The organism is Pseudomonas sp. Ost2 (genome assembly GCF_018326065.1).
Lineage (GTDB): Bacteria > Pseudomonadota > Gammaproteobacteria > Pseudomonadales > Pseudomonadaceae > Aquipseudomonas > Aquipseudomonas gingeri.
The window spans coordinates 2,815,588-2,831,386 of record NZ_AP021904.1 but is presented as its reverse complement, the minus strand read 5'-3'; the positions used below and the strand labels follow the sequence as shown (position 1 = coordinate 2,831,386).

At 66.6% G+C, this 15,799-nt stretch carries 15 protein-coding genes; 14 read left to right on the top strand and 1 reads right to left on the bottom strand.

What is annotated here, in order from left to right; translation table 11 throughout:
- Positions 1-17 precede the first annotated feature (17 nt).
- The 14 genes from KI243_RS12360 to KI243_RS12300 all read left to right on the top strand — a co-directional run bounded on the left by KI243_RS12360 (position 18) and on the right by KI243_RS12300 (position 14,714).
- Positions 18-923: a transporter gene (locus tag KI243_RS12360; protein ID WP_017128991.1), complete on the top strand. Its 906-nt coding sequence runs from the start codon at positions 18-20 to the stop codon at positions 921-923.
- Positions 924-944: 21 nt separating this feature from the next.
- Positions 945-1,970, top strand: a complete 1,026-nt coding sequence (locus tag KI243_RS12355) for a hypothetical protein (protein WP_042936902.1) — start codon at positions 945-947, stop codon at positions 1,968-1,970.
- 12 nt (positions 1,971-1,982) lie between these two features.
- Positions 1,983-2,753: a DUF2092 domain-containing protein gene (locus KI243_RS12350; protein ID WP_212810879.1), complete on the top strand. Its 771-nt coding sequence runs from the start codon at positions 1,983-1,985 to the stop codon at positions 2,751-2,753.
- Positions 2,750-3,184, top strand: coding sequence for a hypothetical protein (locus KI243_RS12345; RefSeq protein WP_244861845.1), 435 nt, complete (start codon positions 2,750-2,752; stop codon positions 3,182-3,184). The genes KI243_RS12350 and KI243_RS12345 overlap by 4 nt, the downstream gene beginning before the upstream one ends.
- Positions 3,181-3,360 carry a hypothetical protein gene (locus KI243_RS32850; protein WP_042936900.1) on the top strand — a complete coding sequence of 60 codons (180 nt, stop codon included), beginning with the start codon at positions 3,181-3,183 and terminating at the stop codon, positions 3,358-3,360. The genes KI243_RS12345 and KI243_RS32850 overlap by 4 nt, the downstream gene beginning before the upstream one ends.
- A 16-nt stretch (positions 3,361-3,376) precedes the next feature.
- Complete coding sequence (locus KI243_RS12340) at positions 3,377-4,354, top strand: MoxR family ATPase (RefSeq protein ID WP_212810878.1); 978 nt, start codon at positions 3,377-3,379, stop codon at positions 4,352-4,354.
- 13 nt (positions 4,355-4,367) lie between these two features.
- Entirely contained in the window at positions 4,368-5,318 is a 951-nt protein-coding gene (locus KI243_RS12335; protein WP_178992537.1) for a DUF58 domain-containing protein, read from the top strand.
- A complete protein-coding gene (locus tag KI243_RS12330) occupies positions 5,315-5,806 on the top strand; it encodes a DUF4381 domain-containing protein (RefSeq protein ID WP_212810877.1) in 492 nt (163 codons plus the stop codon). Before KI243_RS12335 ends, KI243_RS12330 begins: the two co-directional genes overlap by 4 nt.
- Positions 5,793-6,785 (top strand): VWA domain-containing protein, encoded by a 993-nt coding sequence (locus KI243_RS12325; protein WP_212810876.1) that lies wholly within the window; start codon positions 5,793-5,795, stop codon positions 6,783-6,785. The genes KI243_RS12330 and KI243_RS12325 overlap by 14 nt, the downstream gene beginning before the upstream one ends.
- Entirely contained in the window at positions 6,785-8,365 is a 1,581-nt protein-coding gene (locus KI243_RS12320) for a VWA domain-containing protein (protein ID WP_212810875.1), read from the top strand. The genes KI243_RS12325 and KI243_RS12320 overlap by 1 nt, the downstream gene beginning before the upstream one ends.
- A complete protein-coding gene (locus tag KI243_RS12315; protein WP_177109185.1) occupies positions 8,362-9,417 on the top strand; it encodes a BatD family protein in 1,056 nt (351 codons plus the stop codon). Before KI243_RS12320 ends, KI243_RS12315 begins: the two co-directional genes overlap by 4 nt.
- Positions 9,414-10,460, top strand: a complete 1,047-nt coding sequence (locus KI243_RS12310) for an HAD family hydrolase (RefSeq protein WP_177109186.1) — start codon at positions 9,414-9,416, stop codon at positions 10,458-10,460. The genes KI243_RS12315 and KI243_RS12310 overlap by 4 nt, the downstream gene beginning before the upstream one ends.
- A 78-nt stretch (positions 10,461-10,538) precedes the next feature.
- Positions 10,539-12,125 (top strand): arylsulfatase, encoded by a 1,587-nt coding sequence (locus KI243_RS12305; protein WP_017128981.1) that lies wholly within the window; start codon positions 10,539-10,541, stop codon positions 12,123-12,125.
- Between the two features lie 69 nt (positions 12,126-12,194).
- Entirely contained in the window at positions 12,195-14,714 is a 2,520-nt protein-coding gene (locus KI243_RS12300; RefSeq protein WP_212810874.1) for a fused MFS/spermidine synthase, read from the top strand.
- A gap of 293 nt (positions 14,715-15,007) precedes the next feature.
- On the opposite strand, the gene KI243_RS12295 is transcribed toward KI243_RS12300, so the two are convergent.
- A complete protein-coding gene (locus KI243_RS12295) occupies positions 15,008-15,679 on the bottom strand; it encodes a DUF3313 domain-containing protein (RefSeq protein WP_212810873.1) in 672 nt (223 codons plus the stop codon).
- Positions 15,680-15,799 lie beyond the last annotated feature (120 nt).

The window sequence follows — 15,799 nt, the reverse complement described above, 5'->3', positions numbered from 1 at the left end:
CTTGAAGGAGCAATGCCATGGGATCAGCTTTTCGACTGAGTGCATGGAGTGCCGCGGCGCTGGCCCTGGTCCCGGTGCTCGGCCATGCCGACAACGCCCGCGACTGGCAGAACATCCCGATCGACCTGAACATGGTCTTCGGCTACTACAACCGCGTCGACACCAACACGCCCATAGACACCTCGCTACCACTGGATGGCCTGTCGCTGAACGCCGACCTGTACATCCTGCGCCTGGCCCGCTCTTTCGCGGTGGACGGGCGCAACAGCGCCATCCAGATCGTGCAGCCCTATGCCGATGTCTCGGCGTCCTTCGACAACGCGCGCTTCTTCACCGGCACCAAGCACAACGGCGGCATGGGCGATACCCAGATCGTGCTGGCGCACAACATCTTCGGCGGCCCGGCGTTGACCCAGCAGGAGTTCGCCAACTGGACGCCGGAGACCTTTCTCACCGGGGCCTTGTGGATCACCACCCCGACCGGCGACTACGACAAGAACCGGGTGATCAACATCGGTTCCAACCGCTGGGCGATCAAACCGGAACTGGGCTTCGGCACGCCCTTCGGGCCGACCTGGCTGGAGATCAACACCTGGGTCTCGCTGTTCGGCGACAACAAGGATTATCACGGCGACAGCAAGCTGGAACAGAAACCGCTCTACGCCATCGAGGGCCACTACAGCTACACCATCAACCGCGCCCTCTGGGCCTCGCTGGACGCCACCTACAGTCGGGGCGGCGAGACGAAGATCGACGGCGACTGGCAGGACAACAAGCAGGAAAACGCCTTGCTCGGGGCCAGTGTCGGCTTCATGTTGTCGCCGCAGTTCGGCGGGATGGTCGCCTACTCCGACACGGTTTCCGAACGCAAGGGCTCGCCGGACGTGAACACCTGGACGCTGCGCCTGCAGTACGTCTGGTAGCCGGCCATGAACCCGGCCCTGATGCGCACCGGACTGACCCTGTGCAGCGCCCTGTTCGGTGGCATGGCCCAGGCCGGCCCGACGCTGCCCGAGCTGGGCGCGGCGCCCGGCGCCAAGGCCGATGCGCAGACCTGCCAGCAACTGCAACAGGACTTCGAGATCGACCTCAAGCAGGTGGTCAAGGCCGGTTGCGAGCCGTCCACCGAGCAGATCGCCAGGCTGATGGACAACCCGGTGGGCAACCTGGTGCTGCTGTTCAACCAGTTCGACTACACCGCTCTCAAGGGCCCCCACAGCAACGGCACCCGCTACCTGGGCAAGTACAGCTTCATGCCGACCTTCCCGGTCTCCCTGGGTGAGGACTGGAACCTGATCAACCGCCTGCCGGTGAGCTACGTCAGCGCCCCGGTCAACCGCAAGGCCGGCAACCTGGCCGGCCTCGGCCCCTACGAAGTGCTCACCGACCGCGACTTTCCCTCGGTGCTGCAGGACCCGTTCGAGCGTACCGGCGGCTTCGGCGACCTGGCCTATGTCGGGGTGTTCTCGCCCAAGCAGCCGGTGCGCTTTGCCAATGGCGGCAAGCTGGTCTGGGGCGTCGGCCCGACCGCGATGTTCCCCACCGCCGAGCATGACGTACTGGGCACGGGCAAGTACTCCCTGGGGCCGGCGTTCGTCGCCGCCTACCTGGGCCCGGACTGGACCCTGGGAGTGTTCCCCCAGCACTGGTGGTCGGTGGCCGGCGACGAGCGCCGCAAGGACGTCAGCCTGACCAACATCCAGTACTTCATCCAGCGCGCCATTCCCGGCCCCGAGCAGTGGCGGGTCGGCATGACGCCCAATGTCACCATCAACTGGAAAGCCGACGGCGGCAACCGGGTGACCTTTCCCATCGGCCTCGGCGCCGGGCGGATCTTCACCTTCGGCAAGCTGCCGGTGCGCATTTCCGGCGAGGTGCAGTACTCGGTGATCCATCCCGACGACCTGATCAGCAGCCGCTGGAATTTTCGCCTGTCGTTCATTCCCGTCATCCCGACCTTCATGTTCTGAGCAGGAGCTGCCATGCCAAGCCTTCACCGCCATGCTCTGATCACCTTGCTCGGCCTGATGCTGTGCGGCGGACCGGTCCGTGCCGCCAACAGCGAACTCAACGCCAACGCCCTGAGCGCCCTGCAACGCATGGGCACTTACCTGCGCAGCCTGACGCATTTCCGCATCAGTGCCAGCAGCCATACCGACCAGGTCCTGGACAGCGGCCAGACCCTGGAATTCTCCCACCGCACCGAGTTGCAGGCGGTGCAGCCGGACAAGTTGCAGATCACGGTGAGCAATGGCGAGCTGACCCGCAGCCTCTACTACAACGGCCAGACCTTTGTCCTCTACAACAGTCGCCACGGCTATTTTGCCCGCAGCGAGGCCCCTCCGCGCATCGATCAGTTGCTGGACCAGTTGAACGAGCGCTACGGCATCGAACTGCCCCTGGCCGACCTGTTTCGCTGGAACAGTACGACGGCCGCCGAAGTCGGCATCGATACCGCCCTGTATATCGGCAGCGAACAGGTGGACGGTGAAACCTGCACCCACTACGCCTACCGCCAACCCGATATCGACTGGCAACTGTGGGTGCGCGACGGTGACCAGCCACTGCCCTGCCGGCTGGTGATCAGCCGCCGGGACCTGGCCGAGCAACCACGGCACAGCGTGGATTTCCACTGGGACCTGAAACGCCCGAGCCCGGCCAGCGCCTTTGAATTCAATCCGCCCGCCGGCGCCCTCGCGGTGCCATTGCGCGCCCTGGATGCCGCCCAACCGGGCCTGGAGACGAAGCCATGAAAAGCGTCGGCACCTGCCTGCTCGGCATCGCCCTGTTCGGCCTGCTCGCCCCGCCGGCCGCCCAGGCCTGGAACCTGCGCGGGGGTGGTGGCGCCCGCACCTTCGTCGTGCCCCATGGCGGTGGCCATGCCCTGCAACCGATGCACCCACCGATGCCACCGGCACCGCGTCCGCAACCCCAGCCGCGCCCGCAGCCGCATCCCGAACCCGGACCGCATCCCTACCCCGGGCCGGGACCGCAGCCGGGTCCGCATCCTTATCCGGGACCGGGCCCACAACCAGGTCCCCATCCTTATCCAGGGCCACAACCCTATCCGGGACCGGGCCCCGGACCGGCGCCGCATCCTTATCCGATGCCGCCCCCTCCGCCGCCGCCACCGCCTCCCCCCACGGCGATGACTGGTATCACCCCTGGGCCACGGCGGCGGTGATCGGTGCCACCACGGCCACGGTGATCGCCATCGGCACCCATGTCAGCGAGGTGCCGCCGGACTGCGTTTCGGTGATCGCCTACGGCGTGTCCTATCAACACTGCGGTGCCACCTGGTACCAGCCGCAGTACATCGGCAGCTCGGTGCAATTCGTGGTGGTCCGGGCGCCATGGTGAATCCAGGGAGAACCCCATGACAGTACGCAACGATATCAACGCCCTGCAGGCCAGCATCGCCGAAGCGGTGCTGGGCCAGGACGCGGTGATCCGGCAGATCCTGCTCGGACTGCTGGCCAACGGGCACCTGCTGCTGGAAAGCCTGCCGGGACTGGCCAAGACCCGCACGGTCAAGGCCCTGGCCCGCCACCTGGACGCGAGCATGAGCCGGATCCAGTTCACCCCCGACCTGCTGCCCTCGGACATCACCGGCGCCGAGGTCCTGCACCAGGTCGACGGGCATAACCAGATCCGCTTCCAGCCCGGCCCCCTGTTCGGCAACCTGATCCTCGCCGACGAGATCAACCGCGCTCCGGCCAAGGTCCAGGCGGCGCTGCTCGAAGCCATGGAGGAACGCCAGATCACCGTGGCCGGCGCCAGTCACCCGCTACCGGCGCTGTTTATCGTGGTCGCCACGCAGAACCCGATCGAACAGGAAGGCACCTACCCGCTGCCCGAGGCGCAGATGGACCGCTTCCTGATGAAAGTGCTGCTGGACTACCCCAGCACGGAAAACGAAAGCCAGGTCCTGCGCCTGCTGCGCAACGAGGAGCAGCAACACGCCGCGACCGCCACGACAGCCGGCTTTACCCTGGCCCAGGACGTGATCTTCGCCGCCCGCCGCGAAGTCAGCGCGGTGCAGGTGGCACCGGCCATCGACCGCTACCTGATCGACCTGATCAACGCCACCCGGCACCCAGGCGACTACGACGCCGACCTGGCCCGCTGGATCAATATCGGCGCCAGTCCTCGCGGTGGCATCGGCCTCGACCGCTGCGCGCGGGCCGACGCCTGGTTGCGGGGACAGGACTTCGTCACCCCGGAAAATGTCCAGGCAGTGGTCCATCCGGTGCTGCGCCATCGCCTGCAATTGAGCTACGACGCGGTCGCCGACGGGGTCAGTGCCGATCAGGTGCTGGACCGGCTGCTGGCCACAGTCGCGATTGCGGCCTGAGCAGGTGCAGCCCATGTCCAGCCCACGTCGGGAAGCAGATGGCCAGGTCTATGTCTCGCTGACGCAACTGATGGCGTTGCAGGCCCAGGCCCGCGACCTGAGCTTTCTCGCCCGGCAGCCGCGAGCCAGCCTGCTGGCCGGCAACCATGCCTCGCGCCTGCGCGGACGCGGATTGAACTTCGACGAACTGCGCCGCTATCAACCCGGCGATGACCTGCGCCACCTCGACTGGCGCGCCTCGTTGCGCAGCGGCAAACCGGTGGTGCGCACCTTCACCGAGGAACGCGACCGCCCGGCGCTGATCGTCGTCGACCAGCGCATGTCGATGTTCTTCGGCTCGCGCCGCAGCTTCAAGTCGGCCATCGCCGCCGAACTGGCGACCCTGGCGGCGTGGATGGTGTTCAACGCCGGCGACCGGGTCGGCGGCCTGGTGTTCAACGATCAACGTATCGACAGTGTCGCCCCGCTGCGTAGCCGCCAGCGGATCGAGGCCCTGTGCAGCCGGATCGTCGAACACAACCAGGCGCTGCACGCCGGCAATCCCGACAGCGAGGGCCAGGACCAACTGGACAAGGTCCTGCAGCACTGCGCCGCGCTCGCCGGCCACGACCACCTGATCTGCCTGGTCAGCGACTTCGCCGGTGCAGGGCCGCGTACCCTGCAATGGCTGCGGCAACTGTCGGCGCACAACGACGTGATCGCCATGCAGGTCTACGACCCACTGGCCCTCAACGTCCCCGACCAGGGCCGGCTGCGGGTGACCCAGGGGCAGTTGCAGGTCGAGCTGGCCGTGGAGCAGCGCCGGGTCCATCAACCCCTGGGCGAATTTCTCGGCGGTCGCCTGCGGGACGTGGCCCAGTTGCTGCGCCGCAGCCAGGTGCCACTGATGATGTTCAGCACCGCCGAAACCGCCGCGACGCAGTTGCGTAACGAACTCGGTCGCCAGGGGAGTGCCAGGCGATGAGCGCGCCGCCGAGCCTTGACCAGTTGCAGGAAATGGCCCTGCCCGCACCGGTCAGCTATTGGCCGCAGACCTGGGGCTGGGCCGTGCTGCTCGGCTTGCTGCTGGTCGGCCTGCTGGCCTGGGGCGTGTGCCGCTACTGGCGCTGGCGGCAGAACCGCTACCGACGCGAAGCCCTGGCGCGGCTCGAACACTTGTCGCTCCACCTCGAACAACCGGCGGCGTTACGCGAACTGCCCGAACTGCTCAAGCGCGTCGCCCTGTCGATGCCCGGCGTGCCCGCGTCGACGGTCACCCAGCTCAGTGGCGAGCCCTGGCAGGACTTTCTCGCCAGACATGGCGGCCATCCGTTGCCCGCCGATTTCAGCCGGCAACTGGCGGAACTGGCCTATGCCCCGGACAGCCGCCTGCTGGCCCTGGCACCGGAGCAACGGCAACAGTTGCTCGAACAGTGCCGGCACTGGGTGGAGCATCATCATGTGGCAGCTTGATTACCCCTGGCTGTTGTTGCTGGTGTTGCTGCCGGGAATCGGCTATCGCTACCTGCCCACCTACCGTGAAGCCCGCAGCGCCGTGCGGGTGCCGTTCTTCGCCGCCATGAGCCAGGCTGTCGGCCAGGTCCCCGACGTTGCCGGCGGCACCCGCAACCGCGGGCAATTGCTGCTCAACGCCGTGGTCTGGGTGCTGCTGGTGCTGGCCCTCGCCCGGCCGGTGTGGATCGAGCCGCCCATCGAGCACCAGCAACCGGTGCGCGATCTGATGCTGGCCATCGATATTTCCCAGTCCATGGAAACCCGTGACTTCACCGATGCCGAGGGCCGCCAGGTCGATCGCCTGAGCGCCGTCAAGCAGGTGGTGCAAGGCTTTATCCAGCGGCGCCACGACGACCGCCTGGGACTCATCGTGTTCGGCAGCGGCGCCTATCCCCAGGCACCCCTGACCCTGGACCACGCCAGCCTGGCGATCCTGCTGGCGGACACCGGCATCGGCATGGCCGGGCCCGACACCGCCATCGGCGATGCCATCGGCCTGAGCCTCAAGCTGCTGGAGCAGGCCCATGAACCCGAAAAAGTGCTGATCCTGCTCACCGACGGCAACGACACCAGCAGCGCCATTCCCCCCGAGCGCGCGGCGGCCATGGCCGCCGCCAAGGGCGTGATCATCCACACCATCGGCATCGGCGACCCGGATGCCGACGGCGAAGCCAAGGTCAATCTCGCCAGCCTGCAGCAGATCGCCCGGGTCACCGGCGGGCGCTTCTTCCGCGCCGAAGACCGCACGGCCCTGGACCAGGTCTACAGCACCCTGGACCAGTTGACCCCGCACCAGGTCAAGACCCTCAGCCACCAGCCCAAGCGCGAATTGTTCTGGCTGCCGGTGGCCGCCGCCATCAGCCTGCTGGCGCTCTATCACCTGGCCGCCTGGCTGCGACCACGGTTGCAATCGGCTCGTCGACGGCAGGAGGGCTGATGGATATCGACCTCGCGGCCCTGCATTTCCTTCGTCCCGGCTGGTTGCCGCTGGCGCTGCTCGGCCTGCTGCTGCCGCTGCTCTGGCGGCGCAGCCGGGGCCTGGAGCGGCGCCTGCGCGGGACCATCGCCCCACACCTGCTGCCCCACCTGCTACTGACCCCGAACGACCCGCACCGCCTGCGCCCGGTGCACCTGGCCAGCGCCCTGCTGGTGCTGGGGGCCATCGCCGCCGCCGGGCCGACCTGGGAACAGGACCGGCCGGACTTCCTGGAAAACCGCGCGCCGTTGCTGATCGCCGTCGACCTTTCGCCGTCGATGGACGCCGGCGATATCCCCCCCAGCCGCCTGGAAGCGGTCAAGCACAAGCTGCATGAACTGATCCAGCGGCGTAACGGTGCGAAGACCGCGTTGCTGGCCTATGCCGGCAGCGCCCATCTGGTACTGCCGCCAACGGACGATCCGGCGTTGCTCGACAGCTTTGTCCAGGCCCTGGGCACCGACCTGATCAGTCGCCCGGGGAAAAACGTCGCCGCCGTAATCGATGAGGCCAGGCGCCTGCTGGCCGCCGAGCAGGTGCCGGGCAGCCTGCTGCTGATCACCGATGGCGCCGATACCGCGCAATTGCCGGGGCTGGCCCGGCAACTCAACGGTAGTCTGCTGCAGGTGCTGGTCCTGGCGGTCGGCAGCGAGGACGGCGGCATCCTGCGCGATGCCTCCGGACAACCACGCACCGACAGCAGCGGTCGTCCGCAACTGGGGGGCTTCGACCGCGCCGGATTGCAGCAACTGGCCAAGGCCCTCGACGCCCCCCTGGGCAGCCTGACCCTCGACGACAAAGACCTGGAATGGGTCGAGTTGCACGCCCGGCAGCACTTCCAGGCCGCCAGCGCCGAACAGCAGCAACTGCGCTGGAAGGACGCCGGCTACTGGTTGAGCTGGCCGCTGGTAGTGCTGGCGTTTTTCACCCTGCGCAGGGGTTGGAGCCTGAACTGGAGCGCCGCCGTGCTGCTGTGCCTGGCGACCGGCCTGGCACCGACGCCGGTTCGCGCCGGGGTGCTGGCCGATGCCTTCCTCACCCCCGACCAGCAGGGCCGCCTGGCCTTCGAACAGCAGCACTACCCGGCCGCCGCCGCGTATTTCAGCGACCCATACTGGAAAGGCATCGCCGCCTACCAGGCCGCCGACTACGACCTGGCCCTGGCCAGCTTTGCCCGCCTGGACAGCGCCGCCGCGTATTTCTACCTGGGCAATATCTACACCCGGCGCTTCAAGTTCGACCAGGCCATCGCCGCCTACACCCAGACGCTGAAGTTGCAAGCGCAGTTCCCCGAAGCCAGCGCCAATCTGGCCCTGGCCATCGCCCTGCAAAAAGACACCGACAGCGCCGCGCAGAACGCTCCCGAGGTCAAGCCCGACCAGGTGCAGTTCGACAAACCCGCCGGCAAGGGCAAGACCCAACAGGTACAGCCCCCACAGGCGGCCAGCGACGAACTCTGGCTGCAGAACCTCAGCACCTCGCCGGCGCGTTTCCTGCGCCAGAAATTCAGCCTGCAGGACCAGCGGGAGGCAAGCCGATGAACCCCCGCTTGCCGGCGATCACCGCCCTGCTCTGCGCCCTGGCCTGGCCCGTGCTGGCCGAGGAACCGCAATTGCGGGTACAGGCCCGACTGCAACCCGACACCACGGCGGTAGTCGGTGAAACCCTGAGCCTGCAGGTCGATGTACTCACCGACACCTGGTTTACCCGTGCCGCGAATCTACCCGCGTTGACACTCGCAGGCGCCCAGGTCGAGCCGCCGGGCAGCGAAGCCGAGCACCTGAACCTGACGCTGGAGGGCAAGCCCTTCTTCGGCCTGCGCTACAGCTACCGGATCACCCCGCAGCAAGCCGGCGAGTTCGTCATTCCGGCGCTGACGGTGCGGGCCACCCCCGGCCAGGCCAGCCACGAACTCAGCGCGCAGATCCCGGCACAGCACTTCAGCGCCCGCCCACCGCCGGGTTTCGGTCCGGGCGAAACGGTACTGGTGGCCCGCGGGCTGCGACTTTCGCAAAAGATCACCTATTCATCCGACCCGCCCGCGGTCGGTGACAGCGTCACCCGCGAACTGACTCTGCAAGCCGACGGCACACCAGGCATGGCCTTGCCCGCACCGGAGCTGCAGCAGGTGCCGGGCCTGAGCCGCTACCTGAAGACACCCGCGATCAGCAACCTCGACGATGGCCGCGGCAACCTCGACGGCGGGCAGCGCGTCGACCAGGCCAGCTACCGCATCGAGCATCCGGGCCACTTCCAGCTGCCGGCGGTGCAACTCAAATGGTGGGATAGCACCACCCGGCAGGCACGCACCCTCGAAGTACCGGCGGTGAGTTTCGACGCCATCGCCAATGCGCACTATCGCCCGGTGTTTTCGGTCGCCGAAGACGTCCAGGCCCTTGCCCGCCAGGGCCGTATCCATCTGTCACGACACTGGCTGACCTGGGGCCTGGCCGTGCTGGCGCTGGGGTTGCTGGTGCGCCTGGGTCCGCCCCTGGCCCGTCGCGGCGGCCACGCCTGGCAACGCTGGTGGCGCGCCCATCGCTCAACGGGCCTGCGCCCGCTCAATCCTCGTCTGGAGAAGGAGTTCCCATGACCCGTCCATCGCCGCTCTATCGTCGTGGCTGGCTGCTGTCGCTGCTGTTCACGTTGTCGCTCCTCACGTTACAGGCCCTCACGTTACAGGCCCAGGCCGCCGCCGATCCGTTGCCGTCATGGCAGGAAGGCCCGGCCAAGGCTGCCATCATCGAGTTTGTCCGGGCCGTCACCGAGCAAGGCTCGAAGGACTTCGTCAAACCCGCCGAACGCATCGCCGTGTTCGACAACGACGGCACCCTCTGGAGCGAACAGCCGGCCTATTTCCAGGTGCTGTTCGCCTTCGATGAAGTGCGGCGCCTGGCCCCGCAGCATCCGGAATGGAAGAGCCAGCAACCGTTCAAGGCGGTGCTGGAAAACGATCAGAAGGCCCTGGCCGCCAGCGGCATGGACGGCCTGCTGAAGATCATCGGCGCCACCCACACCGGGATCACCACCGAAGCCTTTATCGACCGTGCCCGAACCTGGCTGGCCCAGGCCCGGCACCCGAAGACCGGCAAGCCCTACACCGAGATGATCTACCAGCCGATGCTGGAAATGCTCGACTACCTGCGCCGGGAAGACTTCAAGACCTACATCGTGTCCGGCGGTGATACCGCGTTCATGCGTGCCTTCGCCGAGACCGTGTACGGCATTCCACCAGAGCAGGTCATCGGCTCCGGCTTCGTCACCCGCTTTCAGCTGGACAACGGCACGCCGTCGATCCTGCGCACCGCCAAGCTGGCCCACAACGACGACGGCCCGGGCAAGCCGGAAAGCATCGACGCGATCATCGGCCGCCGCCCGCTGCTGGCTTTCGGCAACTCCGACGGCGACTTGCAGATGCTGCAATGGACCGCTGCCGGCGGCGGCAAGCGCTTCATGGGCCTGGTGCATCACACCGATGCCAGGCGCGAGTGGGCCTATGACCGGCAATCGAACATAGGACGCCTGGACAAGGCCCTGGATGAGGCCAACCAACGGGGCTGGACCGTCGTCGACATGGCGAGCGCCTGGCGCAAGGTCTACCCCTTCGAGGCCGCCCCCACCGAGCAAGTGCAGTAAGCGGAAAACGTAACTCAGGAAGGTAGAAACGTTGGTCGTCGCAGGACGGCTCAAGCTAGCGCAAAAGGAGCAAGTCATATGACTGGCATACGCAAGTGGCTTCCCCAGCTCGCCCTGGTGGCGGCTTCAGTGATGGGGCTCTCGGCAGGCGCCGGGGCCGCCGAAAAACCCAACATCCTGGTGATCTTCGGCGACGACATCGGGCAGACCAATATCAGCGCCTACTCCATGGGAGTGGTCGGCTACAAGACGCCGAACATCGACCGGATCGCCAAGGAAGGCATGCTGTTCACCGACTACTACGCGGAGAACAGTTGCACCGCCGGGCGCTCATCCTTCATCACCGGGCAGACACCGCTGCGCACGGGGCTGTCCAAGGTCGGTATCCCCGGCGCGCCGGTGGGTTTGCAGAAGCGCGATATCACCATCGCCCAGGCCCTCAAGTCGCAGGGCTACGCCACCGGCCAGTTCGGCAAGAATCACCTGGGCGACCGCGATGAGTACCTGCCGACCAACCATGGTTTCGACGAGTTCTTCGGCAACCTCTATCACCTCAACGCCGAAGAGGAACCGGAACGCCCCTACTGGCCCAAGGACGACGCGGAGTTCGTCAAGGCCAACTCTCCGCGCGGGGTGATCCACAGTTTCGCCGACGGCAAGATCGAAGACACCGGCGCCCTGAACACCAAGCGCATGGAAACCATCGACGACGAAACCACCGCCGCCGCCCAGGCGTTCATCGAGAAACAGGCCAAGGCGGACAAGCCGTTCTTCGTCTGGATGAACACCACCCGCATGCACGTGTTCACCCACGTGCGCGACTCGATGAAGGGCCAGAGCGGCATGCCCGGCAACGAGTACGCCGACGGCATGCTCGAGCATGACGGCGATGTCGGCAAACTGCTCAAGACCCTCGACGACCTGAAGATCGCCGACAACACCATCGTGGTCTACACCACCGACAACGGGCCGAACCAGTTCTCCTGGCCGGACGCGGCGACCACGCCGTTCCGCAACGAGAAGAACTCCAACTGGGAAGGCGCCTACCGGGTGCCGGCGATCATCCGCTGGCCGGGCAAGATCAAGGCCGGCGAAGTCTCCAACGAAATGTTCTCCGGCATGGACTGGTTCCCCACCTTGCTGGCGGCTGCCGGCGATGCCGGGGTCAAGGACAAGCTGCTCAAGGGCTGGGCACCGGTGACCGGCGGCACCAGCTTCAAGGTGCACCTGGACGGCTACAACCAGCTGCCCTACCTGACCGGCCAGCAACCCAAGGGTGAACGCAAGGAGTTCTACTACTTCAACGACGACGGGGTGCTGGTGTCGATGCGCTTCGACAACTGGAAGGTGGTGTTCTGCGAACAGCGCGAGCCGGGCGGTTTCCGGGTCTGGAGTGAACCGTTCGTGTGCCTGCGGGTGCCGAAGATCCTCAACCTGCGGATGGACCCGTATGAGCGGGCAGACGTGGTGTCCGACCAGTTCTACGACTGGAACACCAAGAACGTCTACCTGGCGGGCGTCGCGGTGACCAAGTCGGCGAAGTTCCTCGAAACCTTTATCGAGTACCCACCCAGCCAGAAACCGGCGAGCTTCAGCATCGACCAGATCCGCGCGGCGGTGGATGCAAAGATTGCCGAGAAGATGAAAGCGCAGCCCAAAGAGTAATGGCAGGACCGCCGCCCGCCACCATGGCGGGCGGCCCTATCGAGTCCCCCAGCACAAGGCAACCGCACCATGTCCGTACCTCGCAGCGCCACCCTGTCATCGGCCCAGCCCGCCCCCGTCGCGACGACCTGGCGCCTGCCTGCCCTGCTGCTGTTCGTTTCCGGTGCGGCGGCCCTGGTCTACCAGGTGCTGTGGATCAAGCAACTGTCGCTGGTGGTCGGCGTCGAGGTGTATGCGATCACCACGGGCATCAGCGGCTTTTTCGCCGGGCTGGCACTGGGTGGCCTGTTGTTCGGCCGCTGGGCCGACCGCATGGCCCAGCCGCTGCTGCTGTACGCCGCCCTGGAGTTGTTGGTCGCCGTGCTCGGCATCGCCGCCACTGTCAGCCTCGGCCAGGCCGCCGCGCCGTTCGCCTGGCTTGAGCAGCAACTGGGCCTGGCCGCCTGGCTGTTGCCCTTCAGCCTGGTAGGGATTCCGGCCTTCCTCATGGGCGGCACGCTGCCGGTGCTGATGCGTGCGCTGGCCGCCGATCCGCAACAATTGGGCCGGGCCGGAGCGCGTCTGTATGCCGCCAATACCGCCGGGGCAATTGTCGGCACCCTGCTCGCCGCCTTTGTGTTGATCGCCAGCCTCGGCGTGCGCGGCAGCGCCATGGCTGCCGCCCTGCTCAACCTGCTGGCGGCCGCCGGCGCGCTGTGGCTGCTGCGTCGCGAGCGCCCGCTGCCGCCGGCAGTGCCGGAACGGGCCCAGGCCGAACAACCGACGGCGCGCCTGGCCATGTGGCTGTACGCCGTCGCCGGTGGCGTGGCCCTGGGTTATGAAGTGGTATGGTCGCAGTCCATCGTACAGTTCATGAGCACCCGCACCTATGCCTTTGCCGTGGTGCTGGCGACCTACCTCGCCGGGCTGGTGCTGGGCAGCAGCCTGATGGCCCGGCGGGTCGACCGCCTGCGCGATCCCTGGGGCGTGTTCGGCTGGCTGATCAGCGCCGCCGGATTGATTGCCCTGCTGGAGATCGCCCTGCTCGGGCGCTGGCTGGTGCTCCTGCAGACCCAGGCCGAAGCCATGGTGCTGGCCCTTGGCGGCACGCCCCTGGCCGGCATGAGCGGCCGCTTTGCCGTGGCCGCGCTGAGCATCGTGTTTGTCCCGACCCTGCTGCTGGGCGCCGCCTTTCCCCTGGCCCTGCGCCTGGGCGTGCAACAACGCCAGGTCGGCCGCGATGTCGGCAAGGTGGTGGCGCTCAATACCCTCGGTGGCATTGCCGGGGTCATGCTCTGCGGGTTCGTGCTGATTCCCTGGCTGGGGCTGGTGCGCACCCTCGGCGTGCTGGCGCTGATCGCCGCCGCGGTCGGCTACCTGGCCGTCAGCCGGGGCCGTGCGTTGCGCAAGGGCAATCGTCAGGGCGTGGTGGTCCTCGGCCTGTTGTCACTGACCGTGGCCTGGCTGACACCCGTGGATCGCCTGGCCGAACTACTGCCCGGAGCCCGCAACGGCCAGTTGGCGTTCTACCAGGAAGGCCGTGGCGGGACCGTCGCCGTGGTCACCCAGGGCAGTGGCCAGCGGCAGTTCCAGCGCCTGTATATCCAGGGCGTGTCGAACACCGGCGACGCCATGCCGTCGCTGCGTTACATGCGTATCCAGGCCCTGCTGCCGCTGCTGATCCATCGCGGCGAACCGGACTCGGCCCTGGTGATCGGCTTCGGCACCGGGATCACCGCCGGCGCGCTGTTGCAGTACCCGTCGCTGCACCAGCGCGTCGTCGCCGAACTGCTGCCGACGGTGGTCGCCGCCGCGCCGTTGTTCAAGGGTAATTTCCAGGCCACGGCCGACCCGAACCTGCAGATCCGCCTGCGCGACGGGCGCCAGGAATTGCTGCGCAACCCGCAACGCTACGACCTGATCACCCTCGAACCCCCACCACCTTCCGCCGTCGGCGTGGTCAACCTCTACTCCCGGGACTTCTACCAGCTGGCCGCCAGCCGCCTGGAAAAAGACGGCCTGCTGGCCCAGTGGTTGCCGCTGCCGACGCAGAACATCGAGGACTCACAGGCCCTGGTACGCAGTTTCCTCGACGTGTTTCCCCATGCCACGCTGTGGACCAGCGAGTTCCACGAAATGCTCCTGGTGGGCTCCCTGCAACCGATCGAACTGGACGCGACACGGATCGCCGAACGCTTCGACCGGCCCTCGGTGCGCAGTGCCCTGCAGGACGTGGGCATCAGTTCGGCCAGCGCGCTGCTGGCGACCTGGGTCACCGACCGTAGTGGCCTGGAACGCTTTGCCGGCGAAGTAGCCGCCGTGACCGATGACCGGCCCTCGATCGAATACGCGCCCTGGGTCCGTGCCGGAGAAATCAGCCGGGTGCTTCCAGCCCTGCTCGACCTGCGCCAGCCCATGCCCCTGCAGAATGCGGACAAGCTGTTCACCGATTACCTGCAGGGTTACCAGCAGAACCTGATGCGTTTCTACCGCGCCAGCCTGCACGCCTATGCAGGGGATCGCCAGGCCTGGGCCAGGGAGATGAGCGAGGTGATACGCGACGAGCCGGGCAATCCGTACTACCGCTGGTTCGGCGGACAGGCCCGGTAGTCATCCGCGGCCCAGACGAACGCCATCGCCGGCAAGCCGGCTCCCACAGGTTTTCTCGCCTTACACAAACATCAGGTACAACCAACACAGTGGGAGCTGGCTTGCCAGCGATGAGGCCAGAAAGTCCTGCATCGACCTCTCGGACGTCACCGCCGGCAAGCCGGCTCCCACAGGTTTTCTCGCCTTACACAAACATCAGGTACAACTCGAACAGGGTGGGAGCTGGCTTGCCAGCGATGAGGCCAGGGGGTCTTGCATCGACTTCTCGGACGTCACCGCCGGCACGCCAGCTGTTACCGGCTCTTGAGTTTGAGATACGACTGGTGCATGTCCGAAGCCCAGCCGTCGATCACGTTTTTCACGTCGGAGGGTTGCATCACCTGGCTGTCGTTTTCCAGCGGCTTGCCGGTGCCCTGGCGGACCACTTCGGCGAGCACCGCCTGGTTCTGCCCATCGAGGAACACGGCTTCGGTGCCCAGGGTGGTTTCCTGGTCACGAATCCCCGATGCGGTGCTGACCGCCGCTGCCACCAGCGCCACCGGAATCAGCTCATAGGGCTTGAGGCTCTCGGTCTTGCTGCTCACCGCCGTGATTGCCGCGCGTACCACCACCACGCCGGGGCCCGGACCATTGGCCAGGGGCAGGGATTTGCTCAGCTCACGCTTGAGTGCCTGGTCATAGTAGTGAGTGATGCCCTGCAAGGTCGCCTGGGGAATCTTCACGGTGGGTTGTGGTGCGGGATAAAACTGGGTGGGTTCGATATAGGCACTGGTGTATTTGCCCACGTCGAGCTTGGGATCGATCCAGCGCATCACCTCGACACCCGACGGGCTCTTCTCTTCCTTGAGGCGACTGTAGTCCTTGAGATACCCCGAGTAGTGATCGGGTTGGGCGGACTGGCTCGAACAGCCGACCACGGCAAGGGAGGCGATACACAGCGCACTGATCATGAATCCTGACTTCATGCCGAAACTCCTTCTGGCTAGCCGGTACCGCTGCCGGCACGGGAAAGGTAGGTATAGCCAAGGAACGCCGCGCCGGCCCGAAAATGTCGATTATTGCGCGCGCAATGTGGGCCATTTCTC